The sequence below is a fragment of the Blautia sp. SF-50 genome, assembly GCF_900101315.1.
In the GTDB taxonomy this organism is placed as follows: Bacteria; Bacillota; Clostridia; order Lachnospirales; family Lachnospiraceae; genus Blautia_A; species Blautia_A fusiformis.
In genome coordinates this window covers 40,877-61,306 of the sequence record NZ_FMUW01000009.1, presented here as the reverse complement: position 1 = coordinate 61,306, position 20,430 = coordinate 40,877, and the positions used below count along the sequence as shown (strand labels likewise).

The following is a 20,430-nucleotide window of genomic DNA, read 5'->3' as shown; positions in this document are numbered from 1 at the left end:
CGAGGAATTATAAATGCAGGATTTTTTACCAGTTACAAGAGAAGATATGAAGTCAAGAGGCTGGGATGAGTTGGATTTTGTCTACGTGACAGGAGATGCCTATGTGGATCATCCGTCTTTTGGATCTGCGATCATTGGACGTCTTCTGGAAAGCAGAGGATATCGTGTAGGCATGATCCCTCAGCCTGACTGGCGAAAGAAGGAGAGCATCCAGGTGTTCGGGGAACCGCGCCTGGGTTTTCTCGTTACAGCAGGAAACATGGATTCCATGGTGAATCATTATACGGTTTCCAAAAAGCACCGAAGCACAGATGCCTATTCTCCGGGAGGAAAAATGGGATTAAGACCGGACAGGGCTTCTGTTGTATACAGCAATCTGATCCGGCAGACCTATAAACATACGCCTATCATTCTTGGCGGGATCGAAGCCAGCCTTCGAAGAATGGCACATTACGATTATTGGGAAAATAAGGTCAAGCACAGTATTCTGATCGATTCCGGTGCGGATCTGATCTCTTATGGAATGGGGGAACATTCCATCCTGGAGATCGCAGAAGCCCTGCAAAGCGGGATTCCGGTCCATGAGATCACATATGTGGCAGGGACGGTTTTTAAAAGCCACGATATCAGCAGGGTTTACGATCCGGTGGTCCTTCCGTCATTTGAACAGGTACAGACCGATAAAAAAGCTTACGCGGACAGCTTTGCCATTCAGTACCGAAACACGGATCCATTTACAGCAAAGCCTCTGGCAGAATCTTATGGGAACCGTGGATATGTGATACAGAATCCACCATCTCAGCCTCTGACGCAAATGGAAATGGACGATGTTTACGATCTGCCTTATACAGGACGATATCATCCCATGTACCAGAAAGAAGGCGGGATTCCGGCACTGAAAGAGATCAAATTCAGTCTGACCAGCAACAGAGGATGCTTTGGAAGCTGTAATTTCTGTGCGCTGACCTTTCATCAGGGCCGTATCCTTCAGACAAGAAGTCACGATTCCATTCTGAAAGAAGCTGAAAAGATGACGGAGGATCCGGATTTTAAAGGCTATATCCATGATGTAGGAGGCCCTACGGCTGATTTTCGTTATCCTTCCTGCAAAAAGCAGCTGACAAAAGGAGTCTGCAAGGAGCGGCAGTGCCTGTTTCCTTCTCCGTGTAAGAATTTGACGGTAGACCACAAGGATTATCTTCAGCTTCTCAGAAAGGTCAGGAATATCCCCAAAGTTAAAAAAGTTTTTGTCCGTTCCGGCATTCGGTTTGATTATCTGATGGCAGACCCGGATAAAACTTTTCTTAATGAGCTTGTGAAATATCACATCAGCGGTCAGCTGCGAGTAGCACCGGAGCATGTTTCTGATGAAGTCCTGAAGTTTATGGGCAAACCCAGGCACGAGGTTTATGAGGGCTTTCTGAAGGAATATGAAAAAGCAAATGCGCGGACTGGTAAGCAGCAATATGCCGTTCCGTATTTCATGTCGTCCCATCCCGGGTGTACAATGAAGGAAGCCGTGAAACTTGCGGAATACGTCCGTGATCTTGGATTTACGCCGGAGCAGGTTCAGGATTTTTATCCAACGCCATCAACACTTTCTACCTGCATGTATTACACAGGAATCCATCCGCTGACAGGCGAAAAGGTATATGTGCCGAAAAATCCACACGAAAAAGCAATACAGCGAGCACTGATGCAGTATAAAAATCCGGAAAATCGCGAACTGGTCCTGGAAGGACTTAAGATGACCGGACGTATGGATCTGGTCGGCTTTGGACCGAAATGTCTGATCCGTCCCAGAGAGCTTCATAAAAAAGCCAAAAAAACACAGACAAGGAGTTCGGCACATGAAAGATACCAGAAAAAGAAAAACAAAAAAAGGTGATTTCGGTTATTTTAACAGCGAAAAAAAACGAAGACTCCTGATCACCGCAGGATTATTTTCGCTTCCACTGCTCATTTTCTTTGTGGCGTGGGCCGTCAACGGAACAAGAATGACAGTCTGGACGGTTCTGACCGTAGTAGGCTGTCTGCCAGGATGTAAATCCATGGTAAGCCTGATCATGATCCTGTTACGTCATCCTATGGATGAAAAGCTCTATAAAGAGATCCGCAAGCATGCCGGTGACCTGGTCATGTCCTATGAAATGTACATGACTTTTTATGAGAAAAGCGGTTATCTGGATGCTGTTGCCGTGTGCGGAAATACAGTAGTGGGTTATACCAGTGATCCAAAAGCAGATATCGCCTACCTTGCAGAGCAGTCACAGAAAATCATCCGTAAAAACGGATATAAAGTAGATGTAAAGATCCTGAGGGACCTGAAACCCTATCTGGAACGTCTGGATTCCATGAATGAGCACAAAGAATCTTTAAGAAACGGGATTAAATTCACGCCGGATGAGCGATACCCGGATCTTTCCAGGGAAGAACTGATCAAACATACGATCCTGGCAATCTGTCTGTAGGAGCATTATATAATGAAAGAATTTATCATTAACGAAAACGAGGCCGGACAGCGTTTTGACAAATATCTGGCCAAGCTTCTCCGTGAAGCTCCAAAGAGCTTTTTCTACAAAATGATGAGGAAAAAAAATATCACGCTCAATGGAAAAAAAGCCACCGGGAATGAAAAGCTGTTTTCAGGAGATCATGTAAAACTGTTTTTAAGTGATGAAACATTTGAAAAATTCAGCGGAAATGCTTCTGCTCCACGGGCACATTATGCTCTGGATATCATTTACGAGGATGAAAATATCCTGTTGATCAACAAACCGGCAGGAATGCTTTCTCAGCCTGCTGATGACGGAACCCCTTCACTGGTAGAATATCTGACCGGCTATCTTCTGAAAAATGGCTCTCTTACAGAGAATGATCTGAGAACCTTTCGTCCTTCCGTATGCAACCGCCTTGACCGCAATACCAGCGGGCTGATAGCGGCAGGCAAAAGCCTTTCCGGTCTGCAGGAACTTTCAGGGATGTTCAAGTCCAGGGAACTTCATAAATATTATCTCTGTCTTGTGGAGGGAGTTTTAAAAGAAGAAAGATATATCAAAGGTTATCTGGCAAAAGATAAAAAAAGCAATAAAGTAACCATCTATAAACAAGAGAAAGAACATGCCCTTCCAGTGGAAACAAAGTATTATCCGTTGGATACCAATGGAACCCGTACCCTTCTTAAGGTTGAACTGATCACAGGACGTGCACATCAGATCCGAGCTCACCTTGCTTCGGAGGGACATTCGATTGTTGGTGATCCCAAATATGGAAAAGCCGATAAAAAACTGAAAGGACAGCTGCTTCATTCTTTTCGAATGGAGTTTCCATCTATGAAAGGAAGCCTGTCATATTTATCCGGGAAGGTCTTTACGGCACCGCTTCCGGAAATCTTTCTCAGAACACTAAAAGAGGAAAAGTTGGAGGAGAGTTATTATGAAAATCTGGAATGAAATATGGGATTACGTCAAGATGATCATCATCGTGGTAGTTGTAGTCCTGGTTATCAACAATGTAGTACTGATCAATGCAAAGATCCCGTCAGAATCTATGGAAAATACCATTATGACCGGAGATCGTATCTTTGGCTATCGTCTGGCCTATGGTCTGAATATGGACGTATTTGGTCATGAGATCTCAAAAAAATGGAAAGATCCGGAACGCTTTGACATTGTGATCTTCAAATATCCGGATGATGAGTCCCAGCTGTTCATCAAACGTATCATCGGTCTTCCCGGAGATAAAGTAGAGATCAAAGATGGTAAAGTTTATATCAATGATTCAGAGACACCTCTGGATGATTCCTTTGTGTCGGAAACTCCTCTTGGAAGCTTCGGACCATACGAAGTACCGGAAAACTGTTACTTTATGATGGGAGACAACCGTAACAATTCCAAGGATTCCCGATACTGGCAGAATACATATGTACAGTTTGATCAGATCGTCGGAAAGGCGGAGATCCGTTATTTCCCATCCATCAAACTTCTAAATTAAAGGGCAGACTTTATGGCAACATGGAACAGCAGAGGACTTCGTGGTTCTACTCTGGAGGAACTTATCAATCGTACCAATGAGCAGTACAGGGAAAAGGGACTGGCCCTCATCCAGAAAATCCCGACGCCGATCACTCCGGTTAAAATGGATAAAACCTCCCGGCATATCACGCTGGCATATTTTGAACAGAAAAGTACCGTAGATTATATCGGAGCAGTACAGGGAATCCCTGTCTGCTTCGATGCAAAAGAATGCTGTGTAAAAACTTTTCCCCTTGCGAACATTCATCCTCATCAGGTAGCATTTATGGATGAGTTTGAAAAGCAGAAGGGGATTGCTTTTTTTCTGATCTATTTCAGCGCAGATAATGTTTTTTATTATCTTACCCTTCGTAAGCTGAAGGAATTCTGGAAAAGGATGGAAGACGGCGGACGAAAAAGTTTTCGTCGGGAAGAGCTGGACGAGGAATTTTATCTTTCCGGAAAAAATGGATTTCTGGTTCCTTATCTGGAAGGGATCCAGAAAGATCTGCAATTACGGGATTGACTTTTGGAAAGGTTTCCTATATAATCAAATTTAAGTTTTTCTGTGGTAGCATGGTAGCGAATTAAAGTGGAACGCAGAAAATCTCAAAACGTGTTACGGAGGAAATGAACATGCAGCGTATTTTTCATACACCTGAAGGTGTGCGGGACATTTATGGAGAGGAATGCAGCCGCAAAAAACGGCTCCAGAGGGAGCTCCACCAGGTGTTTTCAAGATATGGATATGAAGATATAGAAACACCGGGATTTGAGTATTTTGAAGTGTTCAGCAATGAAGTAGGAACGATCCCATCCAAGGATTTATATAAATTTTTTGACAGAGAGGGAAACACACTTGTCCTCAGACCTGACTTTACACCGTCTGTTTCCAGAGCATGTGCAACTTATTTTGATCCGGAAAAAGGACCTGTAAGACTTTGTTATACCGGAAATACATTTATCAACAATTCCAGTTACAGAGGTCAGATGAAGGAAAATACTCAGATGGGTGTTGAGCATATGGGAGATGATTCTGCAGCAGCAGATGCTGAGATCCTTGCTATGACCGTGGAGTGTCTGAAGGCAGCAGGACTTACCGAATTCCAGGTTAGCGTAGGCCAGGTAGATTATTATAAATCCCTGCTTGCAGAGGCAGATCTGGAGCCGGAGATAGAAGAGCATCTTCGTGAGCTGATCTCTCAGAAGAATTATTTTGGTGTGGAAGAGCTTCTTAAGGGACAGAATTTAGGCGATAACCTTTCCAAGGCTTTTGCTGAACTGCCTCAGATGTTCGGTTCAGCAGAAGTGCTGGAAAAAGCAAAAAAGCTCACCTCCAATCCGGAAGCACTTTCTGCAGTAAAACGACTGGAAGAAATTTATGAGATCCTGAAAGTATACGGCTGTGAGAAATACATTGCTTTTGATTTTGGAATGCTCAGTAAGTTCCGTTATTATACAGGGATCATTTTCCAGGCTTATACATATGGAACCGGTGAACCCCTGATCAAGGGCGGACGCTACAACGAATTGATGAAGCATTTCGGAAAACCGGCTTCTTCCATTGGATTTGCCATTGTGGTTGATAACCTGATGCTCGCGCTTTCCAGACAGAAGCTGACCGTTCCGGCTGGCGATAAGACCATTGTGATCACCTATGATCCGGGAAATCTGAAAAAAGCGATCCAGGAAGCAATGGAGCTTCGAAATAAAGGTAAAAAAGTGGCATTGTGCCCGGCAAAGGAGGAGCAGGACTGATGAGATATCTTACATTTGCCCTCACAAAAGGGCGTCTGGCCAGCAAAACACTGGATATGTTTGAGAAGATCGGTATTACATGTGAGGAGATGCGTGACAAAGATTCCCGAAAGCTGATCTTTACCAATGAGGAACTGAAGCTGAAGTTTTTCCTTGCAAAAGGTCCGGATGTGCCGACTTATGTAGAGTATGGTGCAGCAGATATTGGTATCGTAGGTAAGGATACCATTCTGGAAGAAGGAAGAAAGCTATATGAGGTTATGGATCTTGGATTTGGAGCATGCCGCATGTGCGTATGCGGCCCTGAAAGCGCCAGAGAAGTCCTGAATAACAATCAGCTGATCCGTGTAGCTACAAAATATCCAAATATTGCAAAGGATTACTTCTATAACAAAAAGCATCAGACTGTGGAGATCATTAAGCTGAACGGTTCCATCGAGCTTGCACCGATCGTAGGACTTTCCGAGGTTATCGTGGATATCGTGGAAACCGGAAGCACCCTTCGCGAGAATGGCCTGAAGGTGCTGGAAGAAGTCTGCCCGCTGTCTGCACGTATGGTAGTTAATCAGGTCAGCATGAAAATGGAAGATGAACGGATCCGCAAACTGATCACAGAACTTCGAGGTGTGATCAAATAAACTGAATAACAGATGAACCTCCAAAATACAGAAAGAAGGCAGAATTTATTATGCGTAAGGTAAAACTCACCAAAGAATCTACAAAAGATATTCTGGAAACTCTCTTAAAAAGAAGCCCTAATAATTATGGAAAATACGAGGATGCAGTAGCAAATATCCTTGCCAAAGTAAAAGCAGAGGGAGATACCGCGTTATTTGCATTTACCAGAGAATTTGATAAAGTCGAAGTGACAAAGGATACGATCCGTGTAACCCCTGAGGAGATCGAGGAAGCATACAAGCTGGTAGATCCTTCCCTGATCGATGTGATCAAAAAAGCATTGGTGAATATCCGTAGCTATCACGAAAAGCAGCTTCAGAACAGCTGGTTCACAAGCACAACAGACGGAACCATGCTTGGTCAGAAGGTAACCGCTCTGAACTGTGTAGGTGTTTACGTTCCCGGTGGAAAGGCTGTATATCCGTCTTCCGTGCTTATGAATATCGTTCCTGCAAAAGTTGCCGGTGTTGACCGTATTGTAATGACAACACCTCCTGGAAAAGACGGAAAAGTAAATCCAAGCACACTTGTTGCTGCCAACGAAGCCGGAGCAGATGAAATCTATAAAGTGGGTGGTGCACAGGCCATCGGAGCACTTGCATATGGAACCGAGAGTATTCCAAAGGTTGACAAGATCGTAGGACCCGGAAATATTTTTGTTGCGCTTGCAAAAAAGGCAGTTTATGGATACGTAAGCATTGATTCTATTGCCGGCCCAAGCGAGATCCTCGTTCTTGCAGATGAGACTGCAAATCCTCGTTATATTGCAGCAGATCTTCTTTCTCAGGCAGAACATGATGAGATGGCATCTGCGATCCTGATCACAACAAATGAGGAATTTGCAGATCAGGTAGATAAAGAAGTCAGAGGTTTTGTTGAGGTACTTTCCAGAAAAGCCATTATTGAGAAATCCCTGGAGAACTTTGGTTATATCCTGATCGCAGAAGATATGGACGAGGCCATTGAGGCTGCCAATGAAATTGCTTCTGAACATATGGAGATCGTCACAAAGCATCCTTTTGAAGATATGATGAAGGTACGAAATGCAGGTGCGATCTTTATCGGAGAGCACAGCTCTGAACCCCTTGGAGATTATTTTGCAGGACCAAACCATGTGCTTCCTACCAATGGAACTGCCAAATTTTTCTCCGCACTTTCTGTAGATGATTTTATCAAAAAATCCAGTATTGTATATTATTCCAGGGAAGCACTCCGAAAGATCCACAAGGACATCATCCAGTTTGCCACATCGGAACAGCTGACTGCACACGCAAATTCCATTGCAGTCCGTTTTGAGGAAGAGGACAAGGAGAACGAATAATGGCAAGAGAAGCACTGATCGAAAGAAACACAAAAGAAACGCAGATACGTCTGCAACTGAATATTGATGGAACAGGAAGTTCCGATATTGATACAGGTATTGGCTTTTTTGACCATATGCTGGACGGTTTTACGCGCCATGGACTGTATGATCTTACGCTGAGAGTCCACGGTGATCTGAATGTAGATGATCATCACACCATTGAAGATACAGGGATCGTCCTTGGAAACGCTATCCGTGAGGCAGTTGGCGACAAAAAAGGAATCAAACGTTACGGCAGCTGTATTCTTCCTATGGATGAAGTGCTTGTGCTCTGCGCAGTAGATCTTTCCGGAAGACCTTATCTTGGATGGGATGCAGCGTTTTCTACGGAAAAAATAGGAGATATGGCTACAGAGATGGTAAAGGAATTCTTTTATGCAGTATCCTATTCCGCAGCAATGAATCTTCACATCAAGGTTCTTTCCGGAGGAAACAGCCATCATGTGGCAGAGGCCATGTTTAAAAGCTTTGCGAAAGCCCTTGATGCAGCAACACAGTACGATTCCCGGATCACAGACGTGCTTTCTACCAAGGGAAGCCTCTGATACAGAAGGAGACCACTTATGAACAAACAGTTGATCCCATGCCTTTATCTTCATTCAGAAAAGGCGGTAACAGGATTTGGACAGAGAAATCTTTTCGGAGACGGAAATGTAGAAACACTTGCAAAATTTTACGGTGACAATGGGGCAGATGAGCTTCTGGTATTTGACTTTTCTTCCGCAGATGCAGAGCATGACCGTGCGATCGGAAAAATCCGTGATATCTGTCAGGTATCTGAGATCCCGGTGATCGCAGCGGGAAATATCAAACGTATGGAAGATGTAAAAAAGCTGATCTATGCGGGATGTGCCAAAGTTGTACTGAATTTTTCGAAAGAGAATAATATCAAGCTTCTGGAAGAAGTATCCCGGCGCTTTGGAAAAGAGCGTATGATGATCAGTATCTCTGATCTGAGAGAATTCACAGAAAATCAGGATCTGATCGAAACATATGCAGACACTGTTCTGGCTTTGGACACTGTCGAAAATGAAATTGCAGAGATTTCTCAGATTTCCATTGTTCTTCATACCGATGAAAACAGATCTGAGAACGTTCTGGAGCTTTTAGGAGAACCAGCTGTGTCCGGACTTTGCGGTGCTTATGTAAGCAGTCTTGAAAATGATCTGCATACATTTAAGGAGACCTGCGAAGAAGCTGGAATTCCGGTAAACACATATAAAAGTAATATTGCATGGTCGGACTTTAAATTAAACAGTGACGGAATGGTTCCGGTTATTGTCCAGGATTACCGGACGGATGAAGTACTGATGCTGGCCTATATGAATGAGCTTGCTTTTAACACAACATTGAAGCTTGGAAAAATGACATACTGGAGCCGCAGCCGGAATGAGCTCTGGACCAAAGGTCTGACATCCGGACACGTACAGTATGTAAAGTCTCTTACTATTGACTGTGATAATGATACGATCCTTGCCAAAGTGGAGCAGATTGGCGCAGCCTGCCATACAGGAAACCGTACCTGTTTCTTCAAACCGCTGCTGAAAAAAGAGTACGATGATACCAACCCACTTCACGTGTTCCAGAATGTGTATGATGTGATCACTGACCGAAAAGAACATCCAAAGGAAGGTTCCTATACCAATTATCTTTTTGATAAAGGAATCGACAAGATTTTGAAAAAAGTCGGTGAAGAATGCACAGAGATCGTCATTGCAGCCAAAAATCCGGATAAAGAAGAGATTAAATACGAAATTTCAGATTTTCTTTATCATATGATGGTACTCATGGTGGAAAAAGGAGTCAGCTGGGAAGAAATCACCAAAGAATTGGTAAAAAGATAAATTATATATCATTCAGGAAAAAAGCTTTTGTACGTCGGATCAGAATGAACGGTTACGAAAGCTTTTTTCTGTTTTCCCGGAATCTTAAAAGAATATGTACAATTTCGGTTAGGCATGATATACTTATCGTCAAAAGTGCGGAAATATAAAAAAGGAAAAGGGAAACAACCAATGATCAAAATTGATGACTGGGTGATTGAAAAAGGAGAGAAGGCACAGGGGAAAATTAAGATCACAGGATACGGCATAGCAATGCCGGCAACTGTGATATGCGGAGTGAAAGACGGACCGACGATACTGATCACAGCAGGAATACACAGCGCGGAGTATGTGGGGATCCAGGCGGCAATGGAACTTGCAAAAGAATTTCAACCGGAAGAACTGAAGGGAAATGTGATCATCGTTCCACTGGTCAATGTCAGCGGCTTTGAGCATCGCACCATGAGTCTGGTCTATGAGGATGGCAAGAACCTGAACCGCGTTTTCCCCGGAGATCCTGAGGGAACAGCTGCAGATCGTATTGCCTATGCTATAGTGACAAAGCTTTTTTCCATAGCAGATTATTATATCGACCTGCATAGCGGAGATGGGTTCGAACAGCTTCATCCCTATGTTTATTATGTAGGGGTTGTAGATGAAAAGACAGCAGAGAAATCATTACATATGGCACGGCATATCGGCGTAAAATATGTGGTCCGTTCCACAACCGCCACAGGTGGCGCCTACAATTATGCTTCTTCTCTTGGAATTCCAAGTATTCTCATCGAAAGAGGCGGACACAGCTACTGGACCTGGGAAGAAGTAGAACAGGATAAAAGAGACGTCCGTCACCTTGTTTTTCATCTCCAGGGAAAGAAATGTCATGGCCTGAAGCATTACCGTCAGATGCTTCTGGAAAATGTAGTCTATGAATATGCGCCGTATACCGGATGCTGGTATCCTTCCAAGAAGCCTGGAGAATACTTTTTTAAGGGGGAAGAACTGGGTGAACTGAGAGATTACTATGGGAATTTACTTTACACATCTATTGCAACTGAAAACGGAGTCGTACTTTATCAAACAGCCAGTCTGAACATTATTGAAGACGGACCAATGATCGCATATGCAGCGATCACGGAGACTCTGACCTGATAGTAAACCACCTTTTCAGAACGCTTCTGTCTGAAATCATATTGAAACAGTAAGAAAACCGGGTTTTACCATTTGCTATTCTATTTATAAAAATAGCGAGGTAAACTCCGTGTTTTTTTAGCAGATCAGATAAATCCAATTGTCAAATCCCCCATGGGGGATATATACAATTCAAGCATCTTTAGCAAAATTTATGAGTTTTCTAAAAATATAACATTTTTCCATAGACATAAACTATAGTTTTATCATATAATGTTTCAGTAATTTGACAGCATTTGCTGATTTTCACATCAGCCGTTGTAAGTTCTGAGAGGATTAATAGGGAAACCGGTGTAAATCCGGTACGATCCCGTCACTGTAAGGGGGAATCCTCAGACAAAGTACCACTGGTCGAGTACGTGAGAAATAGACCGGGAAGGTGCCTGAGGGTAAGGATCCTAAGTCAGGAGACCTGCTTGCAATTGTTTTAAAATGATTCTTACGGAAGATAGGAAGCATATTTATTTTGTGTGCCCGTATTTCGTCACGGGCTTTTTTCGTGCAAATTTTCTAAAATTCCATGCATATTCTGCATATTAAGAATCCAATAGTTTCTTTTATCTAACTAAATTAAAACGGCAATGTTAAAATCGCATCAAATGAGGAAAGGAGTAAAACGTGACAAAGAAACAAGTAGGAAAAAGATTTCTCCAGATCATCATTGTATTATTTGGAATCAGCTTTTTCACATTTGGACTGACCTACCTGTCACCTGGTGATCCTGCGGAGATCATGCTGACAGAGTGTGGTAATCTTCCTACACCAGAGCTTCTGGAACAGACAAGACATGAGCTTGGCCTTGATCAGCCCTTTCTCGTGCAGTATGGTTCCTGGCTGAAGGGTGTTGTTACAGGAGATATGGGACAGTCCTATTCTTTCAAAATGCCGGTAACAGATAAACTGGTATCCTGTTTCTGGCCGACGCTGAGGATGTCGTTGCTGGCACTTCTGATGATGGTCATTATTTCCATACCGCTTGGAATCCTGGCCGCTGTATATCAGAACAAATTCCCGGATTATTTTGTGAGAGGAATTACCTTTGTGGGAGTATCTGTTCCAAGCTTCTGGCTGGGCCTGATCCTTCTCAGCATCTTTGGTGTTCAGCTTCGCTGGATCAATGTTGCCGGGGGCAGTACGGATTTTAAATCCATGATCCTCCCGGCGCTGACTCTTGCACTTGCCATGTCTGCAAAATATACCAGACAGGTAAGAAGTGCAGTGCTGGAGGAACTTCATCAGGATTATGTCACAGGTGCAAGAATGCGTGGAATCAAGGAAAGCGTCATTCTCTGGAAACACGTCCTTCCTAATGTTATGCTTCCGCTGGTAACGCTGCTGGGACTTTCCCTTGGAAGTCTTTTGGGAGGTACTGCAGTTGTAGAGATCATTTACAACTGGCCTGGAATGGGAAATATGGCAGTAAAGGCGATTTCCTGTCGTGACTATCCTCTTGTACAGGGCTATGTACTTTGGATCGCGATCCTGTACATGTGCATCAACCTGCTTGTGGATCTGTCCTATACTTATCTCGATCCAAGACTTAAGGAGGATAGATAATTGAAAAAGGTATTACGAACATTCAAAGAAAATAAACAGTTCACTCTTTTCTTCATTCTGGGTCTCGTGGTGATCGGAATTGCGATCTTTGCGCCGCAGCTCTCACCATATGATCCACTGAATGCAGTTATGACCGAATCACTGCAGGAGCCAAGCTCCGCTCATCCGTTCGGAACGGATAAGCTTGGACGAGATCTTCTTTCCCGTGTTATCTTCGGAACAAGAACCTCTCTGATCATGACCTTATGTCTGGTTGCAGTGATCTTTGTCATCGGTACATTTTTAGGAGTTATTGCCGGATATTTCGGCGGCGTTGTGGATGCAGTGATCATGCGTATCGCAGATATGATGATCTCCTTCCCTGGGCTTGTACTGGCCATTGCCATTGCCGGCATGCTTGGACCAAACCTGGTCAATGCCGTTATCTCCATTGCGGCTGTAAGCTGGACAAAATATGCCCGTCTTGCACGAAGTATGGTCTTGAAAGTCAAGAAGAGTCTTTACATAGAGGCAGCTATAGTAAACGGAACAAAGACCTGGAAAATTCTTCTTGTACACATTCTTCCCAACATGGTAACCCAGATGGTGGTAACTGCGGCAGCAGATATCGGAACTATGATGCTGGAGCTGGCTTCCCTTTCATTCCTGGGATTTGGTGCAACTGCGCCGACACCGGAGTGGGGACTGATGCTGAATGAAGGAAGAACCTACATGGCAAAGGCGCCATGGCTTATGATCTACCCTGGTATCGCTATCGTGATCTGTGTTGTTGTTTTCAACATGCTTGGAGACAGCATCCGTGATGTACTGGATCCGCGCCAGGATCAATAAAACAACTCTGTAACAAACCAACACCATATGATCAGTATATTATCTTTAGGAGGATGAAATGAGAAATAATGTAGTTAAAAAAGTGCTGGCTGCTACACTTGCATGTATGATGACCCTTTCAATGGCAACAGTGGCTCAGGCAAAAGGTGACAAAAAAGGTGATAAGGAGATCACCATCGGAGTAACAAGCTTTGCAGATACACTGGAGCCGACAGAGCAGTATTTCAGCTGGGTTGTATCCCGTTATGCGATCGGTGAGTGCCTTACAAAATTCGATGAGAACGGTGAGATCGTTCCATGTCTTGCGGAAGAGTGGGAAAACAGTGACGATGGAAAAACATGGACCTTCAAGATCCGTGAGGGCGTAAAATTCTCCAACGGTGACGATATGACACCGGAGATGGTAAAAGCCTCCATCGAACGTACCGCTGAAAAGAGTGACCGTGTTCCGGAATTCTTTGATCTCGACAGCCTCGAAGTTGACGGACAGAACCTGATCTTCCATCTGAACAGAGCAAATGCAAACATGGCCGGATGCCTTGCAGACCCGCTGTTTCTGATCGTAGATACAAATGTAGATGATTCTACATTTGCCATGGAAGGACCGATCTGTACAGGACCTTACGCAGTAGAGTCCTTCAGCCCGACGGATTCCTGTGTCGTAGTAAAAAATGAGAACTACTGGGATGGAGAAGTTCCCCTTGATAAAGTTACACTGAAATGTGTGGATGACCAGACAACACGTTCCATGGCTCTTCAGACAGGTGAGATCGATATCGCTTACAACCTGAAAACAGAGAACCTGGTTGAGTTTGAGGGAAATGACAATTACGACATCCAGGAGCTTCAGTCTCTTCGTTCCACCTATGCATTCATGAACCAGAACGAGGATCATGCACTCAGCGATAAGGCTCTTCGCCAGGCACTTCTTCGTGGTCTTGACAAGGAAACATACTGCAACACTCTTCTTGAGGGTGGTGCAACAGCTGGTAAAGCACCGGTTCCTCCAACACTTGACTTTGGATTCGATGATCTGAAGGATGAGAATTCCTATGATCCGGACAGCGCAAAGAAGATCCTTGATGAGGCCGGATACAAAGATGTTGACGGTGACGGATTTGTAGAAACTCCTGACGGAGATCCTCTTGTTCTTGATTTTGTTATCTACACAAGCCGTGCCGAGCTTGGTGTATACGCACAGGCAGCACAGGCCAGTCTGAAGGAGATCGGTATCAACGTAAACCTGAACACAGTAAGTTATGAGACACTTCTTGACATGAGAGATTCCGGTCAGTATGACCTTCTGATCTGGAACGTGCTGGTAGCAAACACTGGAGACCCTGAGAACTACTTAAGAGAGAACTGGTACAGCTCCTCTGCAAACAATACTGCAGGATACAATAACCCGGAGGTTGACAAGCTTCTTGACGAGCTTGCGCAGACATTTGATGAGGACAAGAGAAAAGATCTCATCATCGATATTCAGCAGGATATCATGGATGATGCTGCAACTGTATTCTTTGGTTATGAGACAACCTACCTCTTCTCCAACAAAAAGGTAACAGGTGTTAAGATGTATCCAATGGATTATTACTGGCTGACAAAGGATATCACTCTTGCCGAGTAAAGGAGCGCTTATTTATGCTTGAGATCAAGGATCTTTCCGTTCAGTACGGAAAACAGGCACCTACCATTGAACATTTCAACCTTTCCATGAAGAAGGGTGAGATCATCAGTGTGGTAGGCGAGAGCGGAAGTGGAAAAACAACCGTGATCCGTGCTGTCCTCGGTGCACTTGCCGGAGGTGGCCGAGTCAGCACCGGAGATATTCGGTTTCACGGACATTCTCTGCTTTCCAATACAAAGGATGAATGGAGAAATTTAAGGGGTACCCGCATTTCCATGATCTTCCAGGACTGCGGCGGAACCCTGAACCCTATCCGTAAGATTGGAAGTCAGTATGTGGAATATATCTGTACACATACAGATATATCCAAAGCAGAAGCATGGAAGAAAGGCTGTTCCATGCTCCAGAAAATGCGTCTTCCGGACGCGGAAAATATCATGAAAAGTTATCCTCACCAGCTTTCCGGTGGTATGCGCCAGCGAGTTGGTATTGCCATGGCCATGACTTTTAACCCGGAGCTGCTTCTTGCAGATGAGCCGACCAGTGCGCTGGACGTTACTACACAGGCACAGATCGTACGCCAGATGATGGAGCTCCGTGATGATTTCGGAACCGGTATCATCATTGTTACTCATAACATTGGCGTAGCAGCCTATATGGCAGATCAGCTTGTTGTTATGCAAAACGGAAAAGTTGTGGATCAGGGAACACGAGATGAAGTCATGGAGCATCCGACCAGTGACTATACAAAGAAACTGCTGGCTGCAGTGCCGGAAATGGAGGGACAGCGTTATGTTTAAGGAATCCGATATCGTACTCAGTGCAAAACATATCGTAAAACAGTTCCCGGCTTCCGGCGGTAGAACATTAACAGCCTGCAATGACGTAAACTTAAATGTTTATAAAGGAAAAACTCTGGGAATCGTAGGAGAGAGTGGCTGCGGTAAATCAACCTTTGTCCGCATGGTCATTTCTCTTGACAAACCGACCAGCGGAGAGATCCTTTACCATGGAAAAAACCTCTCTGATCTTTCCAAAAAAGAAACCTGGCTGAACCGTCAGAACATGCAGATGGTCTTCCAGGATCCGCTGGCGTCCTTTGACCCGAAAATGAAGATCGTGGATATTCTCACAGAACCCCTGATCAATTACGGAAAGCTGAAAAGAAGCGAAAAGGAATCCAAGGCCAGAGAACTCCTGAAAATGGTAGAGCTTCCTGAAGATTTTACAGACCGCTATCCCCATAATATGAGTGGTGGTCAGCGTCAGCGTATCAGTATTGCCCGGGCACTTTCCCTGGAACCGGAGATTCTGGTGTGCGATGAGGCTACCTCTGCACTTGACGTTTCCGTACAGGAATCCGTGATCCGGCTTCTGGTACGTCTCCAGAAGGAGAAAAACATCAGCATGCTTTTTATCTGCCATGACCTGGCTCTGATCCGTTCCTTTGCTCATCAGATTGCTGTCATGTACCTCGGGAATATCGTGGAGGTAATTCCGGGAGAGGATGTTACGGAAAAGTCTCTTCATCCATATACACAGGCTCTTCTGGGGGCACAGTTTTCCATTCATATGGATCAGGACAAAAAGATCGAGAGCATCGAAAGTGAGGCCCCCAGCCCTCTGGATGTTCCTCATGGCTGTCCATTCCAGAATCGTTGCGAACACTGCATGGAGAAATGCAGGACGATCCGTCCTGTGCTCACAGAAGTAGAGTCCGGACATGAAGTAGCCTGCCATTATGTAACGGAAAAATAAGGAAATGCACAAAACAGTATGATTTTTAAAAACTTTAAAGTACTGGGCATTCTGCTGTTGCTGCTTGCCGTTTTTGCAGTTGGCGGAAAAAAAGTTTCTGCTGCTGTCGAAGACGGAGATATCCAATATACAATACATCACGCTGACAGGTGGTTCCTCCGCAGGAAACTACATGCATCTTCAGAAAACGATCGGTGTTCTGAAAGCTCTGGCTGAGAAGGAGGGGCTGACTTATTCCGAGGATGTTGAGAAGCTTGCATATACAGTAGAAGATGTGCAGAAGCGTATGGAAGAAAAATAAACAGAGATTTTGAAAAAGAGCTGGGCCGCCTTATATGGTTCAGCCCTTTTTCTTCATATAAAATACTTTTTTATGTAAAAAAACGAAAAATCCTCTTTACTTTCTAAAGTTAATATAATAAAATCTATAAATATGTGTAAAACTGGTTTAAAAGCAGAAAGCATGGGGATGCATAAGCAAAATCCCTCATGTTTTGTGATTTTAAAGCAGAAACATGGAAGGGAGAGAAACAATGACAACAGCACATATTTGTATAATGGCAGCCATTATCGTCTATCTGGGTGCAATGCTCTTTGTAGGTTATCTTTGCTCCAAGAACAATAATGACAGTTCTGATTTCTATCTTGGAGGACGAAAGCTTGGTCCACTTGTCACAGCTATGAGTGCAGAGGCTTCTGACATGAGCAGCTGGCTTCTGATGGGCCTGCCGGGACTTGCTTATCTTACCGGTATTGCAGATGCAGGCTGGACAGCCATTGGCCTTGCGATCGGAACTTACGTAAACTGGAGGATCGTGGCAAAAAGAATCCGCCGCTACACACATGTGGCAGGAAATTCCATTACATTGCCATCCTTTTTCAGTAATCGTTACAGAGATGAGAAAAAGATCCTGCAGTCTATCGGAGCGATTTTTATCGTGATCTTTTTTATTCCGTATACAGCTTCCGGATTTGCAGCCTGTGGTAAACTTTTTGCAAGTCTCTTCGGTGTAAAATATCTGCCAGCTATGATCATCAGTGCACTGGTCATCGTTGGATACACCACACTGGGAGGATTCCTGGCAGCATCTACCACGGACTTTATCCAGAGTATCATCATGTCCATCGCTCTTGTGATCGTATTTGTATTCGGGATCAGCACAGCAGGTGGTATTGAAGCAGTTGCAGACCATGCAAGATCACTGCCCGGATATCTGACTATGTTTACTACATATGATCCAACAACCGGAACAGAACAGGCATATCCACTGCTTAATATCATTTCCATGCTTGCATGGGGACTTGGATATTTCGGAATGCCGCATATTCTTCTTCGTTTCATGGCGATCGAAGACGAAGAGAAGCTTACACTTTCCAGAAGAGTAGCAACTACATGGGTAGTGATCTCACTGGCAGTGGCAGTACTGATCGGTGTAGTAGGACTTGGAATGACAGCAGCAGGAGAGTTTGACCTTCTGGAAGGCTCCGCATCTGAGACAATTATCGTTCAGATCGCAGATCTTCTCAGTAAACATGGTGTAATTACAGCAATCCTTGCAGGACTCATCCTTGCAGGAATCCTGGCATCCACCATGTCAACTGCAGATTCTCAGCTCCTGGCAGCATCCTCAGCAGTTTCTTCCGACCTTCTCGGAAGTATCCTGAAGGATAAAGAAACAAAAAAAGAAAGCATGGTAGCCGATAAGATCACGCTTCTTCTCATCGCAGTAGTAGCCATGTTTATTGCCCGCGACCCGAACAGTTCTGTGTTTACTATCGTATCCTTTGCCTGGGCAGGCTTCGGAGCCGTATTCGGCCCGGTGGTACTTCTGGCATTATTCTGGAGACGTTCCAACTGGCAGGGAGCTCTGGCAGGAATGATCTGCGGCGGTTCCATGGTATTTATCTGGAAATACGGAATCAGCACGCTCGGCGGCGCCTGGGGAATCTATGAACTTCTTCCCGCATTCCTGGTGGCTATTGCAGCAAACATCATCGTCAGCCTCATTACCAAGGCACCATCCAAAGAGATCACCGACGAATTCGATCTGGTAAACCAGAAATAAAATATTTTTTGATAATAGTCAATAATTCACACTGATACAAAACAAGCCCGATACAGATTGTAGTAAAGATATCTGTATCGGGCTTGTTATCTTTTTATTATTTAATAAATAAAGTCACACCGCCAAAGTTTTTCCCTCAAGCTTTTTTAACAACTGCTCCATTGTTAAATTCAACACCGGATGCCGAAGATACGGTGCGATCTCCACCATAGGCTTCAAAACAAAATCCCTGTTTTCCATATCAATATGAGGCACATGTAGTTCCACTGTATCAATGATCTCGTTATCGTAAAACAGAATATCCAGATCCAGTGTCCTAGGTCCCCAGTGAATGATCCTTTTCCGGTCCGCAGCCTGTTCCAGCACATGCAGCCTGTCAAGAAGCTCCTCCGGAGAAAGCAGCGTCCGGACTCTTAAGGCTCCGTTGAGAAACTCATCCTGCTCCACATCCCCGTAAGGCTCCGTTACAAGATACTCGGAAACCTTTTCAACAACAATCTCTTTCATATCCCGAAGACCCTGGATCGCATTGTCCAGGTATTTCTTCTTATCCCCCATATTGGAACCAAAAGCAATATAAGCCGTATGCCAGCCTCGGGTAATTTCCACAGCAACGGTTTTCAGCGGAAGGCCTACCGGAGCCCAGGGCTTTTCAATACGGAGGGTGATCTTTTTAAGAAGAGGGAGAGAAAGCAGCAGCGTCTCTGCCAGATTCTCCACAGCAGCCTCCAGAAGTTTATAAGTATTTTTCTGAAGAAAATCGGTGATCATATGACTGACTTCTCCATAATTGATGGAAGCAGAAAGATCATCTGTCAGTCCTGCCGGACGTGTTTCTGTATACATAACAGCAGAAACAACAAATTTCTGTCCGAGAGCTGTTTCTTCCGGAAACACACCATGGTTTGCAAAAATCTCAAGATCTCTGATTTCGATTTTATCCATCAGTTCCTCCTAACGTCCCAGAATAGCTTCTGTCATCTGGATGACGCGTTTATTTTCTTTGATGTCATGAACACGGACAAATGCACAACCCTTCATAACACCGATCACCGATGTGGCAAGAGTTCCCTCTACACGCTGATCTACAGGAAGATCAAGGGCAAGTCCGATCATAGATTTTCTGGAGGTACCAAGAAGCACCGGATATCCCAGCTTCCGGAAAAGCTCCAGATTATCCATGGTCATCAGGTTCATCTCATAGGTTTTACCAAATCCGACACCAGGATCAAGGATGATCTTATCATCGGCAATACCGGCACGTTTGGCAATATTGACACATTCCTGGGTTTCTGCCAGCATATCCACAATAAAATTATTGTATTCAGTATTATCTTTGTTATGCATCAGACAGCAGGGAGCCTGATATCTGGCAATGACAGGAGCCATTTCAGGATCATATTTCAGTCCCCAGATGTCATTGATAAGATCTGCTCCGTGTTTCAGGGCTTCTTCCGCAACACATCCCTTATAGGTATCTACAGAGATGGGGATATCAAAACGCCCTTTTACTGCTTCGATAACAGGAAGAATACGCTCGATCTCCTCCTGTGCGCCAACCGGTGTATGCCCTGGACGTGTGGATTCCCCACCGATATCAAGAATATCAGCACCTTCGGCGATCATAGCTTCTGTATGTTTCAGGGCATGATCCATATCGTTCCATTTTCCGCCATCTGAGAAAGAATCCGGTGTGACATTTAGGATACCCATAATATATGTTTTGTTTTTTACATCAAACTCACGATTTCCGATTTTCATGGAA

The 20,430-nt window shown here is 44.3% G+C and carries 20 protein-coding genes and 1 riboswitch; of the genes, 18 read left to right on the top strand and 2 right to left on the bottom strand.

Annotated elements, in window-relative coordinates:
- Nucleotides 1-13 precede the first annotated feature (13 nt).
- From BLP57_RS07655 to putP, 18 genes are all read left to right on the top strand, one after another.
- Nucleotides 14-1,888 carry a YgiQ family radical SAM protein gene (locus tag BLP57_RS07655; protein ID WP_092070576.1) on the top strand — a complete coding sequence of 625 codons (1,875 nt, stop codon included), beginning with the start codon at nt 14-16 and terminating at the stop codon, nt 1,886-1,888.
- Nucleotides 1,851-2,471 carry a hypothetical protein gene (locus tag BLP57_RS07650; protein ID WP_021651487.1) on the top strand — a complete coding sequence of 207 codons (621 nt, stop codon included), beginning with the start codon at nt 1,851-1,853 and terminating at the stop codon, nt 2,469-2,471. Before BLP57_RS07655 ends, BLP57_RS07650 begins: the two co-directional genes overlap by 38 nt.
- A gap of 12 nt (nt 2,472-2,483) precedes the next feature.
- Nucleotides 2,484-3,452, top strand: coding sequence for an RluA family pseudouridine synthase (locus BLP57_RS07645; RefSeq protein WP_092070574.1), 969 nt, complete (start codon nt 2,484-2,486; stop codon nt 3,450-3,452).
- Complete coding sequence (gene lepB / locus BLP57_RS07640; protein ID WP_022426337.1) at nt 3,436-3,993, top strand: signal peptidase I; 558 nt, start codon at nt 3,436-3,438, stop codon at nt 3,991-3,993. The genes BLP57_RS07645 and lepB overlap by 17 nt, the downstream gene beginning before the upstream one ends.
- Nucleotides 3,994-4,005: 12 nt before the next feature.
- Nucleotides 4,006-4,539, top strand: a complete 534-nt coding sequence (locus BLP57_RS07635; protein ID WP_015524919.1) for a Holliday junction resolvase RecU — start codon at nt 4,006-4,008, stop codon at nt 4,537-4,539.
- 110 nt (nt 4,540-4,649) lie between these two features.
- Nucleotides 4,650-5,771, top strand: a complete 1,122-nt coding sequence (gene hisZ, locus BLP57_RS07630; protein ID WP_092070571.1) for an ATP phosphoribosyltransferase regulatory subunit — start codon at nt 4,650-4,652, stop codon at nt 5,769-5,771.
- Nucleotides 5,771-6,409: an ATP phosphoribosyltransferase gene (gene hisG / locus BLP57_RS07625; protein WP_015524921.1), complete on the top strand. Its 639-nt coding sequence runs from the start codon at nt 5,771-5,773 to the stop codon at nt 6,407-6,409. Before hisZ ends, hisG begins: the two co-directional genes overlap by 1 nt.
- 50 nt (nt 6,410-6,459) lie before the next feature.
- Complete coding sequence (gene hisD / locus BLP57_RS07620) at nt 6,460-7,770, top strand: histidinol dehydrogenase (RefSeq protein ID WP_092070569.1); 1,311 nt, start codon at nt 6,460-6,462, stop codon at nt 7,768-7,770.
- Nucleotides 7,770-8,357 carry an imidazoleglycerol-phosphate dehydratase HisB gene (gene hisB, locus BLP57_RS07615; RefSeq protein WP_015524923.1) on the top strand — a complete coding sequence of 196 codons (588 nt, stop codon included), beginning with the start codon at nt 7,770-7,772 and terminating at the stop codon, nt 8,355-8,357. The genes hisD and hisB overlap by 1 nt, the downstream gene beginning before the upstream one ends.
- An 18-nt stretch (nt 8,358-8,375) precedes the next feature.
- Nucleotides 8,376-9,656, top strand: a complete 1,281-nt coding sequence (gene hisIE, locus BLP57_RS07610; protein ID WP_092070566.1) for a bifunctional phosphoribosyl-AMP cyclohydrolase/phosphoribosyl-ATP diphosphatase HisIE — start codon at nt 8,376-8,378, stop codon at nt 9,654-9,656.
- A 171-nt stretch (nt 9,657-9,827) separates the two neighbouring features.
- The gene (locus BLP57_RS07605) at nt 9,828-10,787 is read left to right on the top strand and encodes a M14 family metallopeptidase (RefSeq protein ID WP_015524925.1); all 960 of its coding nucleotides are present in this window, start codon (nt 9,828-9,830) and stop codon (nt 10,785-10,787) included.
- 284 nt (nt 10,788-11,071) lie between these two features.
- Nucleotides 11,072-11,260: riboswitch (cobalamin riboswitch) on the top strand.
- A gap of 184 nt (nt 11,261-11,444) precedes the next feature.
- Nucleotides 11,445-12,383, top strand: coding sequence for a nickel ABC transporter permease (nikB, locus tag BLP57_RS07600; protein WP_021651480.1), 939 nt, complete (start codon nt 11,445-11,447; stop codon nt 12,381-12,383).
- Entirely contained in the window at nt 12,384-13,214 is an 831-nt protein-coding gene (nikC, locus tag BLP57_RS07595) for a nickel transporter permease (RefSeq protein WP_021651479.1), read from the top strand. It begins immediately after the preceding gene.
- 58 nt (nt 13,215-13,272) lie between these two features.
- Complete coding sequence (locus BLP57_RS07590; RefSeq protein WP_092070563.1) at nt 13,273-14,841, top strand: ABC transporter substrate-binding protein; 1,569 nt, start codon at nt 13,273-13,275, stop codon at nt 14,839-14,841.
- 14 nt (nt 14,842-14,855) lie between these two features.
- The gene (locus BLP57_RS07585) at nt 14,856-15,641 is read left to right on the top strand and encodes an ABC transporter ATP-binding protein (RefSeq protein ID WP_092070560.1); all 786 of its coding nucleotides are present in this window, start codon (nt 14,856-14,858) and stop codon (nt 15,639-15,641) included.
- The gene (locus tag BLP57_RS07580; protein WP_092070557.1) at nt 15,634-16,599 is read left to right on the top strand and encodes an ABC transporter ATP-binding protein; all 966 of its coding nucleotides are present in this window, start codon (nt 15,634-15,636) and stop codon (nt 16,597-16,599) included. Before BLP57_RS07585 ends, BLP57_RS07580 begins: the two co-directional genes overlap by 8 nt.
- A gap of 172 nt (nt 16,600-16,771) precedes the next feature.
- Complete coding sequence (locus BLP57_RS18435; protein ID WP_021651475.1) at nt 16,772-16,900, top strand: hypothetical protein; 129 nt, start codon at nt 16,772-16,774, stop codon at nt 16,898-16,900.
- Nucleotides 16,901-17,132: 232 nt separating this feature from the next.
- A complete protein-coding gene (putP, locus tag BLP57_RS07575) occupies nt 17,133-18,665 on the top strand; it encodes a sodium/proline symporter PutP (protein ID WP_092070554.1) in 1,533 nt (510 codons plus the stop codon).
- 114 nt (nt 18,666-18,779) lie between these two features.
- On the opposite strand, the gene folK is transcribed toward putP, so the two are convergent.
- The gene (gene folK, locus BLP57_RS07570; RefSeq protein ID WP_092070551.1) at nt 18,780-19,610 is read right to left on the bottom strand and encodes a 2-amino-4-hydroxy-6-hydroxymethyldihydropteridine diphosphokinase; all 831 of its coding nucleotides are present in this window, start codon (nt 19,608-19,610) and stop codon (nt 18,780-18,782) included.
- A 9-nt stretch (nt 19,611-19,619) separates the two neighbouring features.
- Nucleotides 19,620-20,426 (bottom strand): dihydropteroate synthase, encoded by an 807-nt coding sequence (folP, locus tag BLP57_RS07565; RefSeq protein ID WP_092070547.1) that lies wholly within the window; start codon nt 20,424-20,426, stop codon nt 19,620-19,622.
- Between the last annotated feature and the right edge of the window lie 4 nt (nt 20,427-20,430).

Coding starts and splice junctions, on each gene's coding strand:
- BLP57_RS07645 (WP_092070574.1), top strand. CDS start 2,484: ATGAAAGAATTTATCATTAACGAAAACGAGGCCGGACAGCGTTTTGAC.
- putP (WP_092070554.1), top strand. CDS start 17,133: ATGACAACAGCACATATTTGTATAATGGCAGCCATTATCGTCTATCTG.
- BLP57_RS07590 (WP_092070563.1), top strand. CDS start 13,273: ATGAGAAATAATGTAGTTAAAAAAGTGCTGGCTGCTACACTTGCATGT.
- hisZ (WP_092070571.1), top strand. CDS start 4,650: ATGCAGCGTATTTTTCATACACCTGAAGGTGTGCGGGACATTTATGGA.
- folP (WP_092070547.1), bottom strand. CDS start 20,426: ATGAAAATCGGAAATCGTGAGTTTGATGTAAAAAACAAAACATATATT.
- hisG (WP_015524921.1), top strand. CDS start 5,771: ATGAGATATCTTACATTTGCCCTCACAAAAGGGCGTCTGGCCAGCAAA.
- lepB (WP_022426337.1), top strand. CDS start 3,436: ATGAAAATCTGGAATGAAATATGGGATTACGTCAAGATGATCATCATC.
- BLP57_RS07635 (WP_015524919.1), top strand. CDS start 4,006: ATGGCAACATGGAACAGCAGAGGACTTCGTGGTTCTACTCTGGAGGAA.
- BLP57_RS07580 (WP_092070557.1), top strand. CDS start 15,634: ATGTTTAAGGAATCCGATATCGTACTCAGTGCAAAACATATCGTAAAA.
- folK (WP_092070551.1), bottom strand. CDS start 19,610: ATGGATAAAATCGAAATCAGAGATCTTGAGATTTTTGCAAACCATGGT.
- BLP57_RS07585 (WP_092070560.1), top strand. CDS start 14,856: ATGCTTGAGATCAAGGATCTTTCCGTTCAGTACGGAAAACAGGCACCT.
- BLP57_RS18435 (WP_021651475.1), top strand. CDS start 16,772: ATGCATCTTCAGAAAACGATCGGTGTTCTGAAAGCTCTGGCTGAGAAG.
- hisIE (WP_092070566.1), top strand. CDS start 8,376: ATGAACAAACAGTTGATCCCATGCCTTTATCTTCATTCAGAAAAGGCG.
- BLP57_RS07605 (WP_015524925.1), top strand. CDS start 9,828: ATGATCAAAATTGATGACTGGGTGATTGAAAAAGGAGAGAAGGCACAG.
- BLP57_RS07655 (WP_092070576.1), top strand. CDS start 14: ATGCAGGATTTTTTACCAGTTACAAGAGAAGATATGAAGTCAAGAGGC.
- hisD (WP_092070569.1), top strand. CDS start 6,460: ATGCGTAAGGTAAAACTCACCAAAGAATCTACAAAAGATATTCTGGAA.
- BLP57_RS07650 (WP_021651487.1), top strand. CDS start 1,851: ATGAAAGATACCAGAAAAAGAAAAACAAAAAAAGGTGATTTCGGTTAT.
- hisB (WP_015524923.1), top strand. CDS start 7,770: ATGGCAAGAGAAGCACTGATCGAAAGAAACACAAAAGAAACGCAGATA.